This is a genomic window from Caulobacter sp. RHG1, from assembly GCF_013181195.1.
Classification (GTDB): Bacteria; Pseudomonadota; Alphaproteobacteria; order Caulobacterales; family Caulobacteraceae; genus Caulobacter.
This window is the reverse complement of sequence record NZ_SMZP01000008.1, coordinates 63632-83936: the sequence shown is the minus strand read 5'-3', so window position 1 is coordinate 83936 and position 20305 is coordinate 63632. Positions and strand designations below refer to the sequence as shown.

Annotated in this window: 14 protein-coding genes; 9 read left to right on the top strand and 5 right to left on the bottom strand. The window is 68.7% G+C overall.

Annotation, left to right across the window (positions count from 1 at the left end; genetic code table 11):
- Positions 1-172 precede the first annotated feature (172 nt).
- The 3 genes from E1H18_RS20690 to E1H18_RS20680 form a co-directional block, all read right to left on the bottom strand.
- On the bottom strand, positions 173-1540 hold the full coding sequence (locus E1H18_RS20690; RefSeq protein ID WP_241736125.1) for a site-specific integrase: 1368 nt from the start codon (positions 1538-1540) through the stop codon (positions 173-175).
- Between the two features lie 74 nt (positions 1541-1614).
- Positions 1615-4161 carry a glycoside hydrolase family 2 protein gene (locus tag E1H18_RS20685; RefSeq protein WP_172272076.1) on the bottom strand — a complete coding sequence of 849 codons (2547 nt, stop codon included), beginning with the start codon at positions 4159-4161 and terminating at the stop codon, positions 1615-1617.
- Complete coding sequence (locus E1H18_RS20680) at positions 4158-4958, bottom strand: alpha/beta fold hydrolase (protein WP_172272073.1); 801 nt, start codon at positions 4956-4958, stop codon at positions 4158-4160. Before E1H18_RS20680 ends, E1H18_RS20685 begins: the two co-directional genes overlap by 4 nt.
- Before the next feature lie 196 nt (positions 4959-5154).
- Between E1H18_RS20680 and E1H18_RS20675 the strand changes: the two genes are divergently transcribed.
- The 7 genes from E1H18_RS20675 to E1H18_RS20645 all read left to right on the top strand — a co-directional run bounded on the left by E1H18_RS20675 (position 5155) and on the right by E1H18_RS20645 (position 14084).
- Entirely contained in the window at positions 5155-7323 is a 2169-nt protein-coding gene (locus E1H18_RS20675) for a TonB-dependent receptor (protein WP_172272070.1), read from the top strand.
- A 70-nt stretch (positions 7324-7393) separates the two neighbouring features.
- Entirely contained in the window at positions 7394-9016 is a 1623-nt protein-coding gene (locus E1H18_RS20670) for an AMP-binding protein (RefSeq protein WP_370526563.1), read from the top strand.
- On the top strand, positions 9016-9783 hold the full coding sequence (locus tag E1H18_RS20665; RefSeq protein WP_172272067.1) for a TetR/AcrR family transcriptional regulator: 768 nt from the start codon (positions 9016-9018) through the stop codon (positions 9781-9783). Before E1H18_RS20670 ends, E1H18_RS20665 begins: the two co-directional genes overlap by 1 nt.
- A gap of 71 nt (positions 9784-9854) precedes the next feature.
- Complete coding sequence (locus E1H18_RS20660; protein ID WP_172272064.1) at positions 9855-11201, top strand: MFS transporter; 1347 nt, start codon at positions 9855-9857, stop codon at positions 11199-11201.
- Between the two features lie 26 nt (positions 11202-11227).
- Entirely contained in the window at positions 11228-12412 is a 1185-nt protein-coding gene (locus tag E1H18_RS20655) for a lipid-transfer protein (RefSeq protein WP_172272061.1), read from the top strand.
- Positions 12409-13197, top strand: coding sequence for a GDSL-type esterase/lipase family protein (locus E1H18_RS20650; protein WP_172272058.1), 789 nt, complete (start codon positions 12409-12411; stop codon positions 13195-13197). The genes E1H18_RS20655 and E1H18_RS20650 overlap by 4 nt, the downstream gene beginning before the upstream one ends.
- Before the next feature lie 5 nt (positions 13198-13202).
- Positions 13203-14084, top strand: a complete 882-nt coding sequence (locus E1H18_RS20645; RefSeq protein ID WP_172272055.1) for an SDR family NAD(P)-dependent oxidoreductase — start codon at positions 13203-13205, stop codon at positions 14082-14084.
- A gap of 14 nt (positions 14085-14098) precedes the next feature.
- Here E1H18_RS20645 and E1H18_RS20640 read toward each other — a convergent pair whose 3' ends face one another.
- The gene (locus tag E1H18_RS20640; protein ID WP_172272052.1) at positions 14099-15160 is read right to left on the bottom strand and encodes an ATP-binding protein; all 1062 of its coding nucleotides are present in this window, start codon (positions 15158-15160) and stop codon (positions 14099-14101) included.
- A complete protein-coding gene (locus E1H18_RS20635; protein ID WP_172272049.1) occupies positions 15157-15843 on the bottom strand; it encodes a response regulator in 687 nt (228 codons plus the stop codon). The genes E1H18_RS20640 and E1H18_RS20635 overlap by 4 nt, the downstream gene beginning before the upstream one ends.
- A gap of 156 nt (positions 15844-15999) precedes the next feature.
- On the opposite strand from E1H18_RS20635, the gene E1H18_RS20630 reads away from it, so the two are divergent.
- Positions 16000-17139: an efflux RND transporter periplasmic adaptor subunit gene (locus E1H18_RS20630; RefSeq protein ID WP_172272046.1), complete on the top strand. Its 1140-nt coding sequence runs from the start codon at positions 16000-16002 to the stop codon at positions 17137-17139.
- A 16-nt stretch (positions 17140-17155) separates the two neighbouring features.
- Positions 17156-20305 carry an efflux RND transporter permease subunit gene (locus tag E1H18_RS20625; protein ID WP_172272044.1) on the top strand — a complete coding sequence of 1050 codons (3150 nt, stop codon included), beginning with the start codon at positions 17156-17158 and terminating at the stop codon, positions 20303-20305.

The following is a 20305-nucleotide window of genomic DNA, read 5'->3' as shown; positions in this document are numbered from 1 at the left end:
ATATACGGCATTGCCGTAGCCTGATCAATGGTGTCTACGGCAATGCCGCAGGAGGCTTAGCGTTGCGATGGCTGCGCGCCGTGCGGCGCGCGGTCGCCAGCGGTATGGACCGTCCGGCCCATCCCTTCGCGCTTAGCCGCGTCGGCCGGTTCCGGCCTTGAGCGGCCAAGGATCACGGCGCAGGCGTTGCGCCGGTAGGAGATGGGCGGGCTTTGCGGACATTGATCGCCGAGGCGTCGATCGCATTCTTGATGTGCGCGGCGTAGTAGGTCTCGATCATCTCGACGCTGGTGCGGCAGTTCTTGGCCACCTGATAGATGTCGGCGCCGTGCATGAGGCGGGTGCTGATGTAGGTGTGGCGCAGGCTGTAGGCGGTGCGTCGGCGGCCTTCGCGGTCCGTCTTCATTTTCAGCTCGTCGAGCAGGGCGTTGAAGAGCTCGCGCTGGAACGATGGGAAAAGGCGATCCAGCGGCTGGCCGGCGTTGCGCGCTTTGAGGCGGAGGAAGGGCTCCACCGCCTCGGGCATGCTCTTGCACCAGCCGACGCCGCGCTTGCCGCGGACGGCGATTTCCAGCAGGCGCTCGCCGGTCGCGTCGTCGGTGACGACGGCGACGTCGCGGTACTCCAGGCGTAACGACTCATCGGGCCGCAGGCCGGTGTTGATCATGATCAGCGCGTAGTCGCGCAGGTTCTCACCAGCCTCGCGCCAGCGCGCCTTGCGAGGCTTGGCCACCCGGTCATGCAGGGCCTCTTCGAAGAGCTTCCATTCCTCGGGCGAAAACCAGGCGCGGTGCGAGATTTTGCCCGATCGGCCGTACGGCGCCGAAAGGTCGGGGAGGTGGTCGATCCAGCGCAGCCGGATCGCCGTCTTCAACACCTGGCGCAGGCAGACGATCTCCTGATGCAGGGTGCTCCGGGCTGGCGGTCCGCGGCGATCGCTCATTCGCATGACGCGATATTCGGCGATCACGCCGGCGTCGACCTCGCGCACGCTCATCGCGCCAAAGAATGGGATCAGGTAGTTGGCCAGCCGGGCGCGATGACCGTCGACGTAGATCGGATTGCGCTGGCCTTTTGTCAGGGCCTCGAACTCGACCATGAAGCGGCTGGCCGCCTCTCGGAAGGTTTGCTGCGGCGCGCGGGCGGCTGCGCGCGGAACGCGCCGGCCTGCGAGCGAAGCGGGGCGAGGGATCGGCTGGGCCGCCGTCGGGCCGACGGCATCATTGGCGTTCAGCGTACGAAACCAGTCGCTTGCGAAGGCGGCTGCCCGGGTGAGGCCGTCCTCGCCGGTGTTGGCGCGGTGCTGGCGGCGGCCGACCGAGCAGGCGCACTGCCAGTTGGGGCTGCCGCTGCGCAGATAAAGCTGAACCTTGCCGTCCAGGATCGCGTGTCGCCCGTCGCGCGGCGCCGAAAGTCCGATAAGTCGGGATTGTGATAGAGCCCCGGCGGAGTGTGCTAGCTCTGTGCTAAGCGTTGCCTTGGGCTTGCGATAAGATGTTGTTGTTTCTTGAGAATTTCTGGATTTGGGATCGGTGCGCATAGGATTTTAAGTCCGGCGCGTCTACCATTCCGCCACGTCCCCGTCCCGCGTGGGGTAAGGGTTTTCAGACGGGATCACAAGGCTGCGCCTGACGTGAGGGGCGCAGCGCTCGGCAAACGCCGGGATCCCGGGCGGCCGTCGGTTCGCCACCAGGCGAGGTCCAGGTCGATCGCTCCGAACGGCGCCGCGCCCGTGATCTCGATCCGGCGGACGTCGCCGGGGAAGAGATCGAAATGGTTGTCGCTGAAGCGCAGGTCCGGCCGGGCGGACGTCAGGTGGACGAACGGCAGGCAGACAGGCGATGTCAGCTCGACGCGGAGGGCGTTGGGGCCAAGCCGGGTGACCCGGACGCGGGGCTCGCCGTCGCTCAGCTTCAGGTCCCTGATCGGGGCGAAGAAGTGTCGGGCCGGCTCAAACCTTGCGGCGCCGCAGAGGGCCCGCAGCACACGGTCGGGCGCCGAGGGAAGCGGGACGCGCCAGGGCGTGGCGTGCCCGCCGGCCGGGGCGCCATAGGCGGTGGTCCAGCGCTCGATGGCGGCGCCGTCCAGGCCTTCCAGAAGGATCGTGACCTCGCCTCGAACGGGCTCGCGCGTGTCATTGCTGATCCAGAGTTCGACGGCTCCATCGGGCGCCGGCTTGAACGAGGCCAGGACGGGCGCGAAGGCGCGGCGCACCGCGTGATAGGCCGCCTTCTCGACGCCGTCGTAGTCGACCAGGCTCCAGCTGACGCAGGGCCAGCAGTCGTTGAACTGCCAGAGCAGCGCGCCCGAGCAATGCGGCCGGCGGCGGCGGAAGTGCTCGATGCCGAACTTCAGCCCTTCGGCCTGGGTCCATTGGGTGAAGTCGACATAGTCCTGCAGCGACGCGGGCGGTCCGGTGACCGGACCGATCATGGCCAGGGCCTTGCGCGCCTCGTCCTTGATGCGCTGCTCGAAGCCTTCGCTGTCGGGCGACAGGTCGGCGGGGTCCATCCAGCGCTCCAGGGTGGCCAGGGCGGGCGCAGCCTGGATCCCGAACTCGCTGATGAAGCGGCCGGTGTCCTCGGCATAGCGCTGGTAGCCGATCTTGTCGGGCGAAAAGCCGAACGGTTCGACCATGTGGTCGTCCGGGATGGGCGGCACGCCGTGCCAGACGGTCCAGTCGTGGACGTCGCCCGCCTTCATGCTGTTGGGATTCGCGCCGCCCCAGGGGCTGCCGGGCCAATAGGGCGTGTCGGGATCCAGCGTCGCCAGCAGGTCCGGCAGCACCGTGTCGTAGAGGATCGCACCGGGCAGCGGCGTGTCGACGCCGGACACGTCGACATTGATCCGGTGAATGGCCTGGTTCTCGTTGTTGCCGCACCACAGAGCCAGGCACGGGTGGTGGCGCAGGCGGCGCACCTGCTCGTCGGCCTCGGCGCGCACGGCGGCCACGAACGGTTCGTCGTCGGGATAGGGGGCGCAGGCGAACATGAAGTCCTGCCAGACCAGCACGCCCTTCGCGTCACAGAGGTCGTAGAACAGGTCGGGCTCGTAGATCCCGCCGCCCCACACCCGCATCATGTTCATGTTGGCGCCGACCGTCTGGTCGATCAGCCGCGTGTAGGCCGCCACGTCGACATCGGCGACGAACGAGCTGGCGGGAACCCAGCAGGCGCCCTTGGCGAAGAGCGGCTCGCCGTTCAGCACGAAGCGGAAGAAGGTCGCGCCGGGCTCGTCCGGATCCGGAGATTGGTCCAGCGCGATGGTGCGCAAGCCGACGCGGCGACGGATCTCGTCCACGACATGGTCGCCGTCGAACAGGCGCACGCGGAGATCATAGAGCGGCTGGTCGCCTAGATCGGCCGTCCACCACAGCCTGGGATGGTCGATGGCGATGTGGATCGGCCCATCGCCTTCCGCGTGCTGCTCGGCGACGACAACGCCATCAGGGGCGGTGAGGGTGATCTGGACCACAGCGCCCTGGGCGGCGGCGCTGCGCTCGACCGTGACGGAGGCGTCGGCGCGCTGTTGCGAAACCGAACGGACGGCGAAGCGGACATCGTCGAGGCGACGGCGCGGCCGGACCTCGATCCGGGCCGGTCTCCAGACGCCGACCGTCGGCAGGTCGGGTCCCCAGTCCCAGCCCCATCCGAACTGGGCCTTGCGCATCAGATTGCGCTTCGAGCGGCTGATGCGGTCGGTGAAGGCGGCCCAGGGCGGGGGAGGGGCTCGCCCCTCCAGGGCCTTGGCCGTGGGCTCGAACCGGATCGCCAGCTGGTGCGTCGCGCCCGGTGTGACACGGGCGGCCAGATCATAGCGCCAGCTGCGGAACATGTTGTCGGCGCGTCCCAGGGGCACGCCGTCCAGAAAGACCTCCGCAAAGGTGTCGAGCCCCTCGAACACCAGGGCGATGTCGTCGTCAGGGCTCCAGTCGGGCGCGGCGAAGGTCGTGCGCCACCACCATTCGCGGTCGCGCACCCAAGCGGCCTCGGTCTCGTTGCGGCCTTCGAACGGATGGTCCAGGCGGCCGGCCGCGACCAGGGCCTGGTAGAGGTCGCCGGGGGCGGAGATGGCCAGTCCGGTCGTCAGGACCGGCGGCTCGCCCGCGCCGGGATCGACGTCGCAGGCCGTCCAGCGGTCGAGGGCGATGGCGCGGCTCATCGCTGTTGCTCGACCTGGGCGATGAACTGTTCGACCTCGGCGTTGGCGCGCTCGCCGTGGGCGACGAAGTAGTTGTGGCCGGTGTCCTGGAAGGTCACCAGGCGCGCGTTCGGCAGCATCTCGGAGAGCTTCTTGCCCTGCTCGTAGGGCACAGCGAGGTCTTGCGTGCCGTGCAGCACCAGGGCCGGCTTGGTCAGGGCGCGGACCTCGGCGGGATCGACCGAATAGTCGGAAATGGCCACGGCCTGGGCCCAGACGCCCTTGCGGCTGAAGGGGTCCTTGGCCAGTCGCGCCAGGTCGCTCTGGATGCGGTCCTCGGGCGCGGCGTCGCCGTAGCCGCGATTGTACTTCTTGGAGCCCAGCGCTTTCAGCAGCGGCGTGGGCAGATGATAGACGACCCAGTGCAGCCAACTGCGCTTGGCGGCGAACTCGGGCGTCTTGGCCATGGTGCAGCCCAGGATCAGGGAGCGCGTGCGTTCGGGGTAGCGGAGGCCGAACTCCAGCGCGATGCCGCCGCCCATCGAGACGCCGTAGACATGCGCGCTGTCGACGCCGGCTGCGTCCAGCACGGCCAGGGCGTCGTCGGCCATCTCGCGGACGCTGGTGCGCTTGCGCGCGCCGCTCTGGCCCGTGCCCTGGTTGTCGAACCATATCAGGCGGTAGCGCTCGCCCAGTGCTTCGAACACCGGGTACCACATGGCCGAGCTGTAGCGGTGGCCCATGATCAGCAGGATCGGCGTTCCCGAGCCTGATTCATTCCAGGCCAGGCGCACGCCGCCGCGTTCCAGGTTGCGCATTCCATTCTCCCTTGGCGCGGCTTGTTCGCCCTCTTCCGGAGCGCCGCTTCGCTGCCACCCTCATCCCGTCTCGCGGCAAATGCAAGATATTCATCCGCGATTGAATGAATATTGACGTCGAGCTCATTCGGTGAAAACCATCGGGGCATGGCGACGGAGATCGCCCGAGGAAACGCATAGGAAAAGGGGACCCGAAATGGGCCGCAGCTTCTTGATTTCGACGTCCGCCGTCGCACTGCTGTGGTGCGGCGCGGCCAACGCCCAGCAGGCCGCACCGGTCTCGCAGGCGCCACAGGCCAACGTGCTGGGAGAGGTGCTCGTCACCGCCGAGCGCCGCACGACCAACCTGCAGACCACGGCCGTCGCGGCCGCGGTGCTGAGCGGCGATGAGCTCCAGGACAAGGGGGTCAACAACATCGAGAACCTGCAGTTCTCGATGCCGTCAGTGACCGTCCAGAACTCCGGCCAGGGCAACAGCTTCAACATCCGCGGGATCGGCAAGACCGAGAACAGCTCGTCGATCGGGGTGGGCGTCATCACCTATCGCGACGGCGTCGCGGTGTTCCCGGCCTATTTCCAGAACGAGCCCTTCTTCGACATCCAGAGCGTCGAGGTCCTGCGCGGCCCTCAGGGCACGTTCGCCGGCCAGAACGCCACCGGCGGCGCGGTGTTCATCACCGAGCGCAACCCCGACATGAGCGGCCTCAGCGGCTATGTCACCGGCCAGTACGGCAACTACGAAGACGTCCGGGTGCAGGGGGCGGTCAACATTCCGTTGGGCGAGACCCTGGCGGCGCGCATCGCCTTCAATCGCGAGACCCGCGACAGCTTCTTCGAGGTGCTGGGTACGCCGACGACGGGCGGCCATCCGGGCGAGCTGGACACCAAGAGCATCCGCGGCAGTCTGCTATGGACCCCGACCGACAAGGTCCGGGTGCTGCTGAAGAGCGACTACACCAAGCACGACATGGGCGGTTATCCGATCAGCCCGATCACCTCGCCGCTGCCGTTGCACACCATCGCCACGAACGGACCCTACGCTGCGATCGACGAGACCTCACGCACGGTGCTGAACGCCAGCTACGTGTTCGACAACGGCATTACGCTGCGGTCGATCTCGGGCGCCCAGTACGGCACGACCATGGTCCGGTCCGACACCGACGGCACCGCGACCCTGCCGTTCACCTACTACGGTGAGAGCAAGCAGCGGCTGTTGTCGCAGGAGTTCAATCTGATCTCACCGGACGCCGGCCCGCTGAAGTGGGTGGTGGGCGCTTACTACCAGCACGACAAGATCACCTTCCCGCCGAACCAGTTCGTCACGACCCAGTACGTGTCGGCGGCCCTGCCGATCATCTATGCGCTGTACTTGCAGGGCCGGAACCCCAAGACGACGAAGGCCGTCTTCGGCCAGGTCAGCTACGATCTCAGCGACCGGCTGGAGCTGCAGGCCGGGGCTCGGTACACGCGCTCGACCGTGGTCAATGACGCCGTCAGCTCGGCGCCGCTGCTGGGCCTCAGCCTGACCCAGAAGGACCGCTACGAGGAGAACGCCGTCACCGGCAAGGTCGCGCTGAACTACACCCTCGACGACAGGAACTTCCTCTACGCCTTCGTCGCGCGCGGCCACAAGGCCGGCGGCCTGAACGGCGTGAACCTGGCCTTCGTGCCGCCCAAGCCCTTCAAGGGCGAGAACGTGACCGACTTCGAGGCGGGGTGGAAATCGACCCTGATGGGCGGCCGCCTGCGCACCCAGCTGGGCGCCTACTACAACATCTACAAGAATTTCCAGATCATCATCGGCGACCCGACCACGCCCTCGATCAACTCGATCCTGAACGTGACCGGCGACACCAAGATCTACGGTCTGGAAGCCTCGGCGCAGGGCCGCTTCGGCAACCTGGGCCTGGATGTCGGACTCAGCCTGTCGAACTCCAAGCTGGGCGACTTCTACGCCGCCGATCCGCGTCGGGCGCGCACCGGGCTTTGCAACGCCAACACTGGGCCGGCGACGGGCAACTGCGTCAATGTCGGCGGCAACCCGCAGACCTACGCGCCGGAAATGACCTTCAGCCTGGGCGTCGAGTACAACTTCGACCTGGGCTCCGGCACGCTGACGCCGCGCATCGACTACAGCCACATCTCCGACACCTGGGCGACGATCTTCGCCAATCCGGCGCTCGGCGATCACCTGGCCAAGCGCGACATCGTCAACGCCCAGCTGACCTACGAGACCGGCGACTGGAAGCTGCAGGCCTATTCGACCAACCTCGGCGATCTCGAATACGTCGCCTCGGTCAAGGCCGGCATGCGCTACGCCGGCGCGCCGCGGCAGTACGGCGTGCGTCTGACGCGGAGCTTCTGAACCTTCCCCTGTATCGCCTGGGGGACGGGTTCCGGCCCGTCCCCGACTTTTCCGAGCGTTGAAAGCTGACATGACCCCGCAAGCGTATCTCGACCGCACGTCCGAAGGCGCCGCCCCGGCCCGCAAGCGTCCGCTCGCGGCCATGACCGACGGGATGCAGGCCTATGAGCTGACGGTCGACAGGTTCCTGGTCCATGCCGCCCGTTGGCATCCCGATGTCGAGGTCGTCTCCTGCGACATCGAGGGCGAGGTCAGCCGCCTGACCTACGCTCAGGTTCTGGAGCGCAGCCGGCGCCTGTCCGGAGCGCTGAAGGGGCTGGGACTGGAGCAGGGCGACGTGGTCGCCACCCTGGCCTGGAACACCCGGCCGCACATGGAGATGTGGTACGCCGCCATGGGCGTGGGGATGGTCTGCCACACGCTCAATCCACGCCTGACGGCCACGCAGCTGGTCTCGATGCTGGAGCAGTCGGAAGCCACGGTCCTGGCCTATGGCGCGGGCCTGTCCAGGCTGGCCGAAGAGATCGCCGGCCTGCGCCCCGGTCTGCGGCTCATCGCTCTGGACGAGCGCCCCGCCGCCAATTGCGCCACCCTGGACCACGAGGATCTGGTGGCGTCCGGCGAGGCCGAGGTCTGGGGCGGCTTCGACGAGCGGACGCCGGCCGGTCTGTGTTTCACGTCCGGCACCACCGGCGCGCCCAAGGGCGTCGTCTACACCCATCGGTCCAACTATCTGGTGACCCTGCGCTCGGTGATGGCCGACGCCCTGGGCCTCACGCGTCGCGACGTCGTGCTGGTGGCCGTGCCGATGTTTCACGCCAACGCCTGGGGCTTTCCGTTCTCGGCGCCGGCCGTGGGCGCCAAGCTGGTCCTGCCTGGGCGCGTCACCGACGGTCCGCGCCTGGCCCGGCTGATCCGCGAAGAAGGCGTGACCCTGACCGCCGGCGTCCCGACCGTCTGGCTGGGCCTGGTGGATCATGTCGAGGCCAGCGGCGAGGGTGTCCCCAGTCTGGAGCGGATCGTGCTGGGCGGGTCGGGCTGTCCCGAGAGTCTGATGAACCGCCTCGAACAGGGCCTGGACGTCCGCGTCCAGACCAGCTGGGGCATGACCGAGCTGTCGCCGACCGGCACGCTGTCGGACCCGGCCGCGCCGGCGCTGGCTTCGGGGCGCGGCTCCATCGGCCTCGACCTGCTGCTGACCGATGCGGACGGGGTGGCCCTGCCCGCGCAGCGCAACGCCGTCGGCCATCTGAAGGTGCGCGGGGCCAGCGTCGTGAACCGCTATCTGGGCGCCGAGCAGCCCGCGCTGGACGCCGACGGCTGGTTCGACACCGGAGACCTGGCCTCGATCGACGACACCGGCGCCCTGACCATCGCCGGGCGCTCCAAGGACCTGATCAAGTCCGGCGGCGAGTGGATCAACCCGGTCGAGATCGAACAGCTTGTCGGGGCGCTCGACTCCGTTTCCCTGGTGGCGGTGATCGGGCGTCCCGACGCCAAGTGGGGCGAACGCCCCGTCTTGGTGGTCGAGCTGCGCGAACCCGTCTCGGACGCGGACCTCAAGGCTGCGATCAAGGGCCGGGTCGCCGACTGGTGGGTCCCCGATCGCATCCAGCGGGTCGACGCCATGCCCCAGGCGGCGACCGGCAAGATCGACAAGGCGCGGCTGCGCGCCCTCTACGGACAGGACTGATGACGGCTTCCAAATCCCCTCGCGCCGCCAAGGCCCCCACGGAAGGCGCCAAGGTCAAGAAGGCGGCCGCTCCGCGCGCCAAGCTCGCCTCGGGCCGCACCAAGGCCGAGCAGCGGGCCGAGACCCACGAGGGAATCCTGAACGCGGCCGAGCGCCTGTTCTCCAAGCACGGCCTCTATGGCGTGACCTTGAAGGACGTGGCCAACGAGGTCGGCGTTCACACCTCGCTGATGCACTACTATTTCGACGACAAGAAAGCCTTGTTCGACGCGGTGATGGAGCGGCGCGCGCCGGTCACCTCGGGCCGGCGGATGGCGGCGATGGACGCCTATGAAGCGTCGGTGGACGGCAAGGTCACGGTGGAAGGGGCGCTGCACGCCTATCTCGACACCGACCTGGACTCGTACATCCAGGGCGGCGAGCCGTGGCGCAACTACGCCGCTCTCGGCGCCCAGGTCGCCAACACCCCCGAATGGGGTTCGGAGATCATGAGCCGCCTGATGAACCCGGTGGTGTGGCGGCTGATCGACCTGCTGCGCAAGGCCATGCCAAACACCCCCGACGAGGACATCTTCTGGGGTTACCACTTCGTCTCGGGCGCCCTGATGATGACGCTGGCGCGCACCGGGCGGATCGACACCCTGTCGGGCGGGCTATGCCGCTCGGAGGACTTCGAGGCGGTGAAGGCGCGGATGGCCAGGTTCATGGCCGGCGGCTTCCACGCAATCTGCGCCGAGCGCGCGCAGGAGAGACAAGCGCCAGGCTGAGGCCGCTCCCGGCCCAAGTTCACATAAGAGGCCCCGCCCCATCGCAGCGCGGCCCGACCCGAGGAAACACCATGACCCTTCTGTCCCCCGAGGCCGGAAGCGGCGCCCTGCCGCCTGCCGTCGCCTTCCGAAAGACCAAGTGGAGCGTCGTCTGGCTCCTGACCCTGACGCTGTTCTCGGCCCTGACCGTCGGTGGGCTGCTGGCGCCGCTGCAGGAGGCGGCCAAGACCGACCTGGGCATCAACGACTTCCAGCTGGCGATGATCGTGGGCAGCGCCACGGCGATCCCGGCGGCGGTGCTGTCCCTGCCGATCGCCTGGCTGGTGGACCACTACACCCGAGCGCGCCTGCTGGTGATCCTGGCCTCGCTGTGGGCGCTGGGCACCATCGGCACCGCCTTCGTGCAGGACTTCTACGGCCTGTTCGCCGCACGCCTGGTCGCGGGCGTCGGCGCCGCCACCGCCTTTCCCGTGGTCGTGTCGCTGATCGCGGACGTCTGCATGCCCGAGCGGCGGGGGCGCTCCATGCTGCTGCTGTCGATCGGGGCCTGGGCCGGCGTCGGCGCGGCCTTCGCCATCGGGGGCTTGCTGTTCGGCTGGCTCGAGGCGCACCCGACGGCGTTCGTGGAGGGCATGCCCGCCTGGCGTGAGGCTCACCTGATCGTCGGCATCGGCGCGGCCATTCTCGTCCTGCCGTTGCTGCTGATCCGCGAGCCGGCGCGCCAGGAGGTCGAGCAGGCGACGGTGGCGTTCAAGCCGGCGCTGCAGGCCTTCTGGAAGCGCCGTTACTTCCTGGGCGCGCTATATGTCGGCAACTTCGCCGGCTCGCTCGCCGAGGGCGCCGCGGCGCTGTGGATGGGTTCGGTGCTGGTGCGCCAGTACGGCCAGTCGCCTGGCCAGTTCGGCGGTTGGGTGGGCCTGGTGATCCTGGCGTCCGGCATCGTCGGCTCGGTCATCGGCGGGTTCGCCGCCGACGCCGGCCAGAAGCTGAAGATGCGCGGCGCCATCCTGCTGCCGGCGGTGATCGCAACCCTTCTGAGCATCCCGGCCAGCGCCTATCCGATCATGCCGACGGTGGTGGGCTTCGCCTGGATGCTGTTTGCGCTGCTGACCGGCGGGGCGGTGGTCAATCTGGTCAACTCCGCCGCCATCGCGGTGCTGCTGCCCAACGAGGAGCGGGCGACCAGCCTGGCGGCCCTGGCCATCGTCGGCAAGTTCGTGGGCGGGCCGGTGACGGCGGCGATCATCGCCTGGATGACCATGCTGTTCAAAGGTCCGAGCGGCCTGGGCCTGACCCTGACCTGGCTGGGGGTGATCACCGGCTTCATCTCCCTGGCCGGCTACTGGTTCGCGATGCGCTTCGCGCCGGAGGTCAGCACCGACGGGACGGCGCCCGAGCCGCCGGTCGAGACGGCCTGAGCCCCATTTTCGAACGGAGCCTCTCCATGACCCGAGCCCTTGTCGCCGGCGTCGGCATGATCCCCTTCGCCAAGCCCGGACGGAGCGCCGACTGGGACGTGATGGCCGAACAGGCCATCCGCCTGGCCCTGGCGGACGCCGGTGTCGACTACGCCCTGATCCAGCAGGCCTATGCCGGCTACGTCTACGCCGACTCCACCGCCGGCCAGTCGGCCCTGTACCGCGTCGGCTGCACCGGCATCCCGGTGGTCAACGTCAACAACAACTGCGCCACCGGCTCGACCGCCCTGTGGCTGGCCCGGCAGATGGTCGAGGCGGGCGCGGTCGACTGCGTCCTGGCCTTCGGCTTCGAGCAGATGCTGCCCGGCGCCCTGGGCGCGGTGTTCAACGACCGTAAGCGGACGCTGGACCACCACCTGACCCTGCAGGAGACGATCCTCGGCCAGGACGATGTCGCGCCGCTGGTCGCCCAGCAGTTCGGCGGCGCGGGCCTGGACTATCAGGCGCGCTACGGCACGCCGGACGAGGTGTTCGGCATGGTCTCCGTCAAGGCGCGCCGACACGCCGCCAACAACCCGCTGGCGCTGCTGCGCGACCCGCTCTCGCTGGACGAGGTGATGGCCTCAAGGCGTCTCTACGGCCCGCTGACCCGCTACCAGGCCTGTCCGCCGACCTGCGGAGCCGCGGCCGCCGTGCTGGTCTCGCCAGCCTTCGCCGCGCGACACGGCCTGAAGGCGGACGTCGCGATCCTCGGCCAAGCCATGACCACCGACTACGCCGAGACCTTCACCGGTCGGTCGATGATGAGCGTCGTCGGCTACGAGATGACCCGCGAGGCGGCCCGCTCGGTATACGACCAGGCCGGCGTCGGTCCCGAGGACATCGGCGTGGTCGAGCTGCACGACTGCTTCAGCGCCAACGAGCTGATCTCCTACGAGGCGCTGGGCCTGTGCGGGGAGGGGCAGGCCGAAGGCTACATCCGCGACGGCCGCAACACCTATGGCGGCGACCACGTGGTCAATCCGTCCGGCGGCCTGCTGTCCAAAGGGCATCCGTTGGGGGCGACGGGCCTGGCCCAATGCTTCGAGTTGACCCAGCAACTGCGCGGCGGAGCCGGGGCGCGGCAGGTCGAGGGGCTGGACTTCGCCCTGCAGCACAATCTGGGCCTGGGCGGCGCCTGCGTCGTGACCCTGTACGGGCGAGCGTCGTGAGCGGGCCCAAGGGGATGGTCGACCATCTGCCGGGATACGGCGGAGCCTCGGCCGACGAACTGGCGTTCGCGCGGGCCTATCTGGCGGACGGCGAGATGGACCCCGCGGTCCTGGCCATGCTGGGCGACGCCGAGCGGATCGCCGCCCGCGACCAGATCAAGGCCCAGCGTCGCGCTGACGACTTCGCCGCCCTGGGCCACTACCGCGACGCCAACGCAGCCTTGGGGGGGCAAGCGGCGGATGTCGTCTTCATTGGCGACTCCATCACCGAGATGTGGGCCATCGCCCAGCCGGACCTGTTCGCGAACGGGATCGTCGGCCGGGGCGTCAGCGGCCAGACCAGCGCCCAGATCCTTCTGCGTTTCATGCCCGACGTCGTCGCCCTGAAACCCCGTGCGGTCCACCTGATGTGCGGAGTCAACGACGTGGCCGGCAATACGGGCCCGACTACGCCGGAGGACTACCGCCACAACATCCAGGCGATGGCCGATCTGGCGCGCGCGCACGACATCACCGTCATTCTCGGCAGCCTGACGCCGGTCACGGCGCTTCCCTGGGCGCCGGAGGTGCGGGATCCGCGTGGTCGGGTCCCCGCGCTGAACGCCTGGCTTTCCGACTTCGCTCGCGAGAACGGCCTGACGTTCGTCGACTATTTCGCGGCGCTGGCGGATGCGGATGGCGCCCTGCGCGCCGACCTGACCCGGGACGGCGTCCACCCGCAGACCCGCGGCTATCACCTGATGCGACCGCTCGCCGAAGCGGCGATGCGCGGCCTGGAGAACTGATCGACATGACGAAACCCGCCAAGCCTCTGGAAGGCCGCGTCGCCCTGGTCAGCGGATCGGGCGGAGGCCTGGGCCGCAGCCACGCGCTCTACCTGGCCAGCCGGGGCGCAGCGGTGGTGATCAACGACCTCGATCAGGACGCCGCCGATCGGGTCGCCCAGGAGATCCGCGGGCAGGGCGGCCGCGCCCTGGCCATCGCCGCCTCGGTCACCGACGAAGCCGCGGTCGCCGCCATGGTCGCCCGGGCGCTGGCCGAGTTCGGCCGCATCGACATCGTGGTCAACAACGCCGGCATCCTGCGCGACAAGTCGTTCGCCAAGATGGACCTGGCCGAGTTCCGGCTGGTGGTCGACGTCCACCTGATGGGCGCGACGGTGGTCTGCAAGGCGGTCTGGGACACGATGCGCGCCCAGAACTACGGCCGGATCGTCATGACCACCTCGTCGTCGGGGCTCTACGGCAATTTCGGTCAGGCGAACTATGGCGCGGCCAAGATGGCGCTGGTGGGTCTGATGCAGACCCTGGCCATCGAGGGCGCCAAGAACGACATCCGGGTCAACTGCCTGGCCCCGACCGCCGCCACCGGCATGACCGAGGGCCTGCTGTCGGACGAGAACCTCAAGCGCCTCGACCCGGCGCTGGTCAGCCCGGGTCTGCTGCCGCTCGTCAGCAACGATGCGCCCACGCGCGCCATCCTCTGCGCCGGCGCAGGCCATTTCGCCGCCGCCCACATGACACTGACCCAGGGGCTGTACCTGGGCGATATCGCTGACATGGGCGAGCAGCTCACGCTGAACTGGAGCGCCATGGAAAGCCGCGACGAGTCGATCGTCCCGGCCTACGGCTTCGTCCAGTCCGAGCGCGAGCTGGCGGCGGCGGCGGGGTAAGCGGGAAGGAAGGGCTATGCCTGCTCGCGCGCCAGCGGCAGCGAGAAGCCGAAGCTGGACCCGCCCAGCGGCGAGGGGGCGAGCATGGCCTCGCCCTCGTGGGCGCGGGCGATCGAGCGTACGACCGCCAGACCCAGTCCCGAGCCATTGCCGTCGGCGCGCCCACGCTTGAACGGGGCGAAGATGTTCTTGGCCGTCTCCTCGGGCACGCCGGGGCCCGTGTCGGCGACGCTGAAGACGGCCCGGTCGCCGCGCACCGTGATCGCGATGTCCAGCGCGCCCGGCGCGGCGTGGATGCGGGCGTTCTCCAGAAGCGCCATCGCAGCCTGACGAATACGGGCCGGGTCGCCGATCACCTCGACGTCCGGAAGGATCCAGGTCGGCGCCAGTCCCGCCTGGGTCAGCGTCGGGTCGTAGAGGGTGCGCAAGGGAGCGATGATCGCGGCCAGGCTCACCACCTCGAGTCGCAGATGGAAATGCCCGCTCTCGTCCAGGCTCAGCACGCGCAGGTCCTCGACCAGGCGGGTCAGGCCGTCGACCTGGGCGCGCAACAGGGCGGTCCAGGCGTCGTCCTTCTCGAACACCCCGTCGGCGACCCCCTGCAGCAGGCCGTTCAGCACCGTCAGGGGCGTGCGCAGTTCGTGCGCGATCGTCGCGTTCCACTGGGTGGCCTCGGCGACGGACACTTCCAGGCGGCTGGCCATGTGGTTGAAGTCGGCGACGAGGTCGGCGATCTCGCCCAGGCTTTCATCGCCGCCGCCCGCCCGGGCGCTGAGATCGCCCTTGGTGATCGTGCGGGCGGCCTCGGCGATCTGGGTGACGGGCTGGACGATCCGGCGGGTCAGGCTGCGGGCCGCGAGGATCGCCGTGAACAGGCCGAACACCAGCGACAACGCCAAGGCGAGGTAGTCGACCGGCTTGAACTCCATGGACGCGTCGTCGACGATCAGGCCCTGGTTGACGAACAGCCAGTAGAGCAGGCTCCAGCCGATCGTCGTCGACAACAGGCCGCCGAGCGCCACGACGGTCATGTAGATCGCGACTTGTCGGGTCAGTCCCTGCAGGCCGAACATCATCGCACGTCGAGCCGATAGCCGACGCCCCGCACGCCGCGGACGACATCGTCGAGGCCGGCGGCCTTCAGTTTGAAGCGCAGCTTGCTCATGTGGCTGTCGACGGTCCGTTCCAGCACCTCCTCGCCCGGAAGGCAGGCGTCGACGAGCTCGCCGCGAGTGAAGACGCGCCGCGGATGGCGGGCCATGAACTCGATGATGCGAAACTCCGTCAGCGTCAGGTCCAGCGGCCTGAGGCCATCGTCCCCACGCACCGAGACGAGATAGCTGACCGGGTCGACCTCCAGCTTGCCCTGGCGGATGACGCGGTCAGGCGAAAGGCCCGCGGTGCGCCGCAGCACGGCCTGCACCCGGGCCACGACCTCGACGGGATTGAACGGTTTGACCACATAGTCGTCCGCGCCCATCCGCAGGCCCTGCAGCTTGTCGATGTCCTGATCCAGGGCGGTCATCATTACGACGGGGGTGGTCCCGCGCCGTCGCACCTCGCCCAGCACCGCCCAGCCATCCAACCGCGGCAGCATCACATCCAGCAGCAAGATGTCGGGCTTGAGCAGCGCGTGCAGATCCAGCGCCACCTGGCCGTCCTGGGCGCGGGCGGTTCTGAAGCCCTCCCGGACCAGGTAGCGGTCGAGGATCTCGGCGATCGCGGCCTCGTCTTCGGCGATGAGTGCAAGCGGGGTCATCGTCTTTGCTTGGCATAGACGCCGCCCGCGAACCAGACGCGCTGGGCGGCGTCCATCGATCGTCCATCATCCGTCCACACAGCGGGGACGCAGGCATGGGAGAGGGCCGGCGGAACTGATGCGGTCGTTTGTCCGCGCCTCCGGAGAACGATCTCGATGCTTCCGTCCCTGCGCATGACCCTCCTCGGGGCCGCCGCGATCTTGTCGCTGGGCCTGGCCGCCTGCGGCTCTCCGTCTGAAGGACAGGCGCCGGCGATCGCCGAAGTCACCTTCGCCGTCGCCCAGGCCGCCTCGGTGCAGCTGACCGACGATCTGCCCGGCCGTGTCGTCGCGCATCGGGTCGCCGAAATCCGTCCCCAGGTGGGCGGGTTGATCCAGCGCCGGCTGTTCGTCGAAGGCGCCGAGGTGAAGGCTGGCGCGCCCTTGTTCCAGATCAATCCGGCGCCCTTCAAGGCGGATCTGGACAGCGCGGTCGCCGCGCTGCGCCGCGCCGAGGCGACCCGCAGCCAGGCCCGGGTCCAGGTCGACCGGCTGAAGCCTTTGATCGAGGTCGACGCCGTCAGCCGGCAGGCGTTCGACAATGCGGTGCTGGCGCTGGACCAGGCCGAAGCCGATGTCGGCGCCGCGCGCGCCGCGGCCGAGCGGCGTCGCCTGGACGTGAGCTTCGCCACCATCACCGCGCCGATCTCGGGCCGCATCGGGGCGTCGGCGGTCACCGAGGGCGCCTTGGTCAGTCAGGGCGGCGCGGACGCCCTGGCCGCCATCCACCAGATCGACCAGGTCTTCGTCGACGTCCGCCAGCCGGCCGCGCGCCTGGTGGAGCTGCAGAAGTCAGGCGCGGGCGACAATGCGATGGTGGAGATTCTGGACGCGAACGGAGCCCCGACAGGTCTGCGCGGCAAGCTGCTGTTCTCCGAACTCGTCGTCGATCCCAGCACCGGCGACCTGCGCGCCCGGGCGCTGGTCGCCAACCCCGCCCGCAACCTGCTGCCGGGCATGTTCGTCCGCGTTCGCCTGCCCAACGGTCCGCCCCGCGCCGTCGTCCAGGTCCCGCAACAGGCGGTGTTCTTCTCGGGCGGCAAGGCCCAGGCCATGGTGCTGAAGGGGACCGGCGCGCCCGAGGTGAGGTCGCTGGCGATCGGACCGGTCGTCGACAACCAGTACGTCGTCATGGGCGGCCTGCGCCCTGGCGAGCAGGTGATCGTCGAAGGCCGCGATCGCATCCAGCCGAACCTGGCCGTCAAGGCTTCGCCGTGGACCTCCGCGGCGCGCGTCCAGCCCGCCGCTCAGCGCTGAGCCGGGAGAGCCACTCATGTCGCAGTTCTTCATCAACAGGCCCGTCTTCGCGTGGGTCCTGGCCATCTTCATCATCCTGGCCGGGCTGCTCGCCATCCCGCGCCTGCCGATCGCCCAGTTCCCGTCCGTCGCGCCGCCGAGCGTGTCGATCTCGGCCACCTATCCGGGCGCCACGACCCAGGCCCTGACCGACAGCGTCATCGCGCCGATCGAGCGTGAGCTCTCCAGCGTCAAGAACCTGCTCTATTTCGAGAGCTCGGCCGACACCAGCGGCACGGCCTCGATCACCGCCACCTTCCGTCCGGGCACGGACCCGCAGATGGCGCAGGTCGACGTTCAGAACCGCCTCAAGACGGTCGAGGCGCGCCTGCCCCAGGCCGTGCGCCAGACGGGCGTCATGGTCGATTCCGCCTCGTCGGGCTTCCTGTTGATGGTCTCGCTGGTGTCGGAGAACGGCGCCTTCGGTCCGCAGGAGCTGGGCGACTACATGGCTCGCAATCTTGTCAGCGAGCTGCAGCGTCTGCCCGGCGTGGGCAAGGTGCAGAGCTTCGCCTCGGAGCAGGCGATGCGCATCTGGGTCGATCCGCAGAAGCTGGTCGCCTACGATATCGCGCTCAGCGACGTGACGACCGCGATCGCCGCCCAGAACCAGCAACTGGCTCCCGGTCGCCTGGGCGATACGCCGGCGACGACGGGTCAGCTGGTCACCGTGCCCCTGACCGCTTCGGGCCAGCTTCAGACGCCGGAGCAGTTCTCGGCCATCACCCTGCGCGCCAATCCCGACGGTTCGCGCCTGACCCTGGGCGACGTGGCGCGGGTGGAGCTGGGCTCGCAGACCTACGCCTTCGAGACCACCGACGACCGCAAGCCCTCGGCCATCGCCGCGGTCCAGCTCGCGCCCGGCGCCAATGCGGTGAAGACCGCTGACGCCGTCCGTGCGCGCATGGCGGAGCTGGCCCCGTCCATGCCCGCGGGCATGGGCTATCTGGTGCCCTACGACACCGCGCCCTTCGTGAAGGTCTCCATCGAGAAGGTGCTGCACACCCTGCTCGAGGCCATGGTGCTGGTGTTCCTGGTGATGTTCCTGTTCCTGCAGAACGTCCGCTACACGCTCATTCCCTCGATCGTCGCGCCGATCGCGCTGCTGGGCACGTTGTCGGTGATGCTGCTGACGGGCTTTTCCATCAATGTGCTGACGATGTTCGGCATGGTGCTGGCGATCGGTATCATCGTCGATGACGCCATCGTCGTGGTCGAGAACGTCGAGCGGATCATGGCCACCGAGGGTCTGTCGCCCAAGGCGGCGACCCAGAAGGCGATGAAGGAGATCACCGGCGCGGTGGTCGGCATCACGCTGGTCCTGTCGGCGGTGTTCATTCCGATGGCCTTCGCCTCGGGCTCGGTCGGCGCGATCTATCGCCAGTTCAGCCTGGCCATGGCCACCTCGATCCTGTTCTCGGCCCTGCTGGCCCTGACCCTGACGCCGGCCCTGTGCGCCACGATCCTCAAGCCTGTGGACCCCGACCATCACGAGAAGACCGGTTTCTTCGGGTGGTTCAACCGACGCTTCGATCGCATGACGGCGGGCTACGCCAAGGGCGTGGCCGGTCTGGTCAAGCGGACGGGCCGCGCCATGCTGGTCTTCGTCGCCCTGGTCGCGGCGATGGCCCTGGGCTTCTCGCGCCTTCCCGGCGCCTTCCTGCCCGACGAGGACCAGGGCAGCTTCATGACCGTGTTCACCCTGCCGGCCGAAGCGACCGTCGAACGCACGCGAGCGGTCATCAAGCAGTACGAGGATCACCTGGCCAAGCGCGAGGCGATCTCCGGCAACACCTCGATCATCGGCTTTGGCTTCTCCGGCTCGGGCCAGAACGCCGCCATGGCCTTCACCAACATGATCGACTGGGACAAGCGTAACGGCGCCACGGTCCACGCCGAGATCGCCGCGGCGCAGGCGGCCATGGCCAGCGTCAAGGACGGCGTGGTGATGGCCCTCAACCCGCCCGCCATCTCGGAGCTGGGGACCTCGTCGGGCTTTGCAATGCGGCTGCAGGACGTCCGCGGCCAAGGCTCGGCCGCGCTTGGGGCCGCCCAGGGCAAGCTGCTGGAAATGGCCGCGACCAGCCCCAAGCTGGCCATGGTCTATCCGGACGGACTGCCCGACGGCGCCAGCCTGCATCTCGCCATCGACCGCGAGAAGGCTGAGGCCCTGGGCGTGTCGTTCGACGCCATCAGCAGCACGCTGTCGGCGGCGATGGGCTCGGCCTATGTCAACGACTTCCCCAACAATGGCCGCATGCAACAGGTGGTGGTGCAGGCCGAGCCGCGTGCGCGCATGCAGATCCAGGATGTCCTGGGCCTGTACGTCAAGAACCGCTCCGGCGGCATGGTCCCGCTCAGCGCCTTTGTCACGCCGCAGTGGGAGGAGACCCCGCTGCAGTTGGTCCGCTACAACGGCTATCTCAGCACCCGCATCTCCGGCAGCGCCGCGCCCGGCGTGTCGAGCGGCGAAGCCATGGCCGAGATGGAGCGCCTGGCCCAGGACCTGCCGCCCGGCTTCTCGGTGGCCTGGACGGGTCAGTCGCTGCAGGAGCGTCAGAGCGGCAACGAAGCGCCGATGCTGATGGTGCTTTCGATGCTGGTGGTCTTCCTGGTCTTGGCCGCGCTGTACGAGAGCTGGACGATCCCGGTGTCGGTGATGCTGGTGGTGCCCCTGGGCCTGATCGGCGCGGTGGCGGCCACGATGATCCGAGGCCTGCCCAACGACGTGTTCTTCAAGGTCGGCATGATCACGATCATCGGCCTGTCGGCGAAGAACGCCATCCTGATCGTCGAGTTCGCCAAGCAGCTGCGCGAGGACGGCAAGGGTCTGGTCGAGGCCACGATCGAGGCGGCGCGCCTGCGCCTGCGTCCGATCATCATGACCTCGCTGGCCTTCACCCTGGGCGTCGTGCCGCTGATGATCGCCGCGGGCGCCAGCGCCGCCACCCAGCACTCGATCGGCACGGGGGTGTTCGGCGGCATGCTGACGGCGACCTTCCTGGCCATCTTCTTCGTGCCGGTCTTCTTCGTCTTCGTGCTGACCACGGCAGGTCAGCTGAGCGAGCGTCTGAAGGCCGTTCGTCTGCCCCGCTGGTCGCGTGGCCAGGCCGGCAAGGGAGCCTGA

Coding starts and splice junctions, on each gene's coding strand:
- E1H18_RS20670 (WP_370526563.1), top strand. CDS start 7,394: ATGACCCCGCAAGCGTATCTCGACCGCACGTCCGAAGGCGCCGCCCCG.
- E1H18_RS20690 (WP_241736125.1), bottom strand. CDS start 1,540: ATGCGCACCGATCCCAAATCCAGAAATTCTCAAGAAACAACAACATCT.
- E1H18_RS20630 (WP_172272046.1), top strand. CDS start 16,000: ATGCTTCCGTCCCTGCGCATGACCCTCCTCGGGGCCGCCGCGATCTTG.
- E1H18_RS20655 (WP_172272061.1), top strand. CDS start 11,228: ATGACCCGAGCCCTTGTCGCCGGCGTCGGCATGATCCCCTTCGCCAAG.
- E1H18_RS20680 (WP_172272073.1), bottom strand. CDS start 4,958: ATGCGCAACCTGGAACGCGGCGGCGTGCGCCTGGCCTGGAATGAATCA.
- E1H18_RS20685 (WP_172272076.1), bottom strand. CDS start 4,161: ATGAGCCGCGCCATCGCCCTCGACCGCTGGACGGCCTGCGACGTCGAT.
- E1H18_RS20645 (WP_172272055.1), top strand. CDS start 13,203: ATGACGAAACCCGCCAAGCCTCTGGAAGGCCGCGTCGCCCTGGTCAGC.
- E1H18_RS20625 (WP_172272044.1), top strand. CDS start 17,156: ATGTCGCAGTTCTTCATCAACAGGCCCGTCTTCGCGTGGGTCCTGGCC.
- E1H18_RS20635 (WP_172272049.1), bottom strand. CDS start 15,843: ATGACCCCGCTTGCACTCATCGCCGAAGACGAGGCCGCGATCGCCGAG.
- E1H18_RS20665 (WP_172272067.1), top strand. CDS start 9,016: ATGACGGCTTCCAAATCCCCTCGCGCCGCCAAGGCCCCCACGGAAGGC.
- E1H18_RS20675 (WP_172272070.1), top strand. CDS start 5,155: ATGGGCCGCAGCTTCTTGATTTCGACGTCCGCCGTCGCACTGCTGTGG.
- E1H18_RS20640 (WP_172272052.1), bottom strand. CDS start 15,160: ATGATGTTCGGCCTGCAGGGACTGACCCGACAAGTCGCGATCTACATG.
- E1H18_RS20660 (WP_172272064.1), top strand. CDS start 9,855: ATGACCCTTCTGTCCCCCGAGGCCGGAAGCGGCGCCCTGCCGCCTGCC.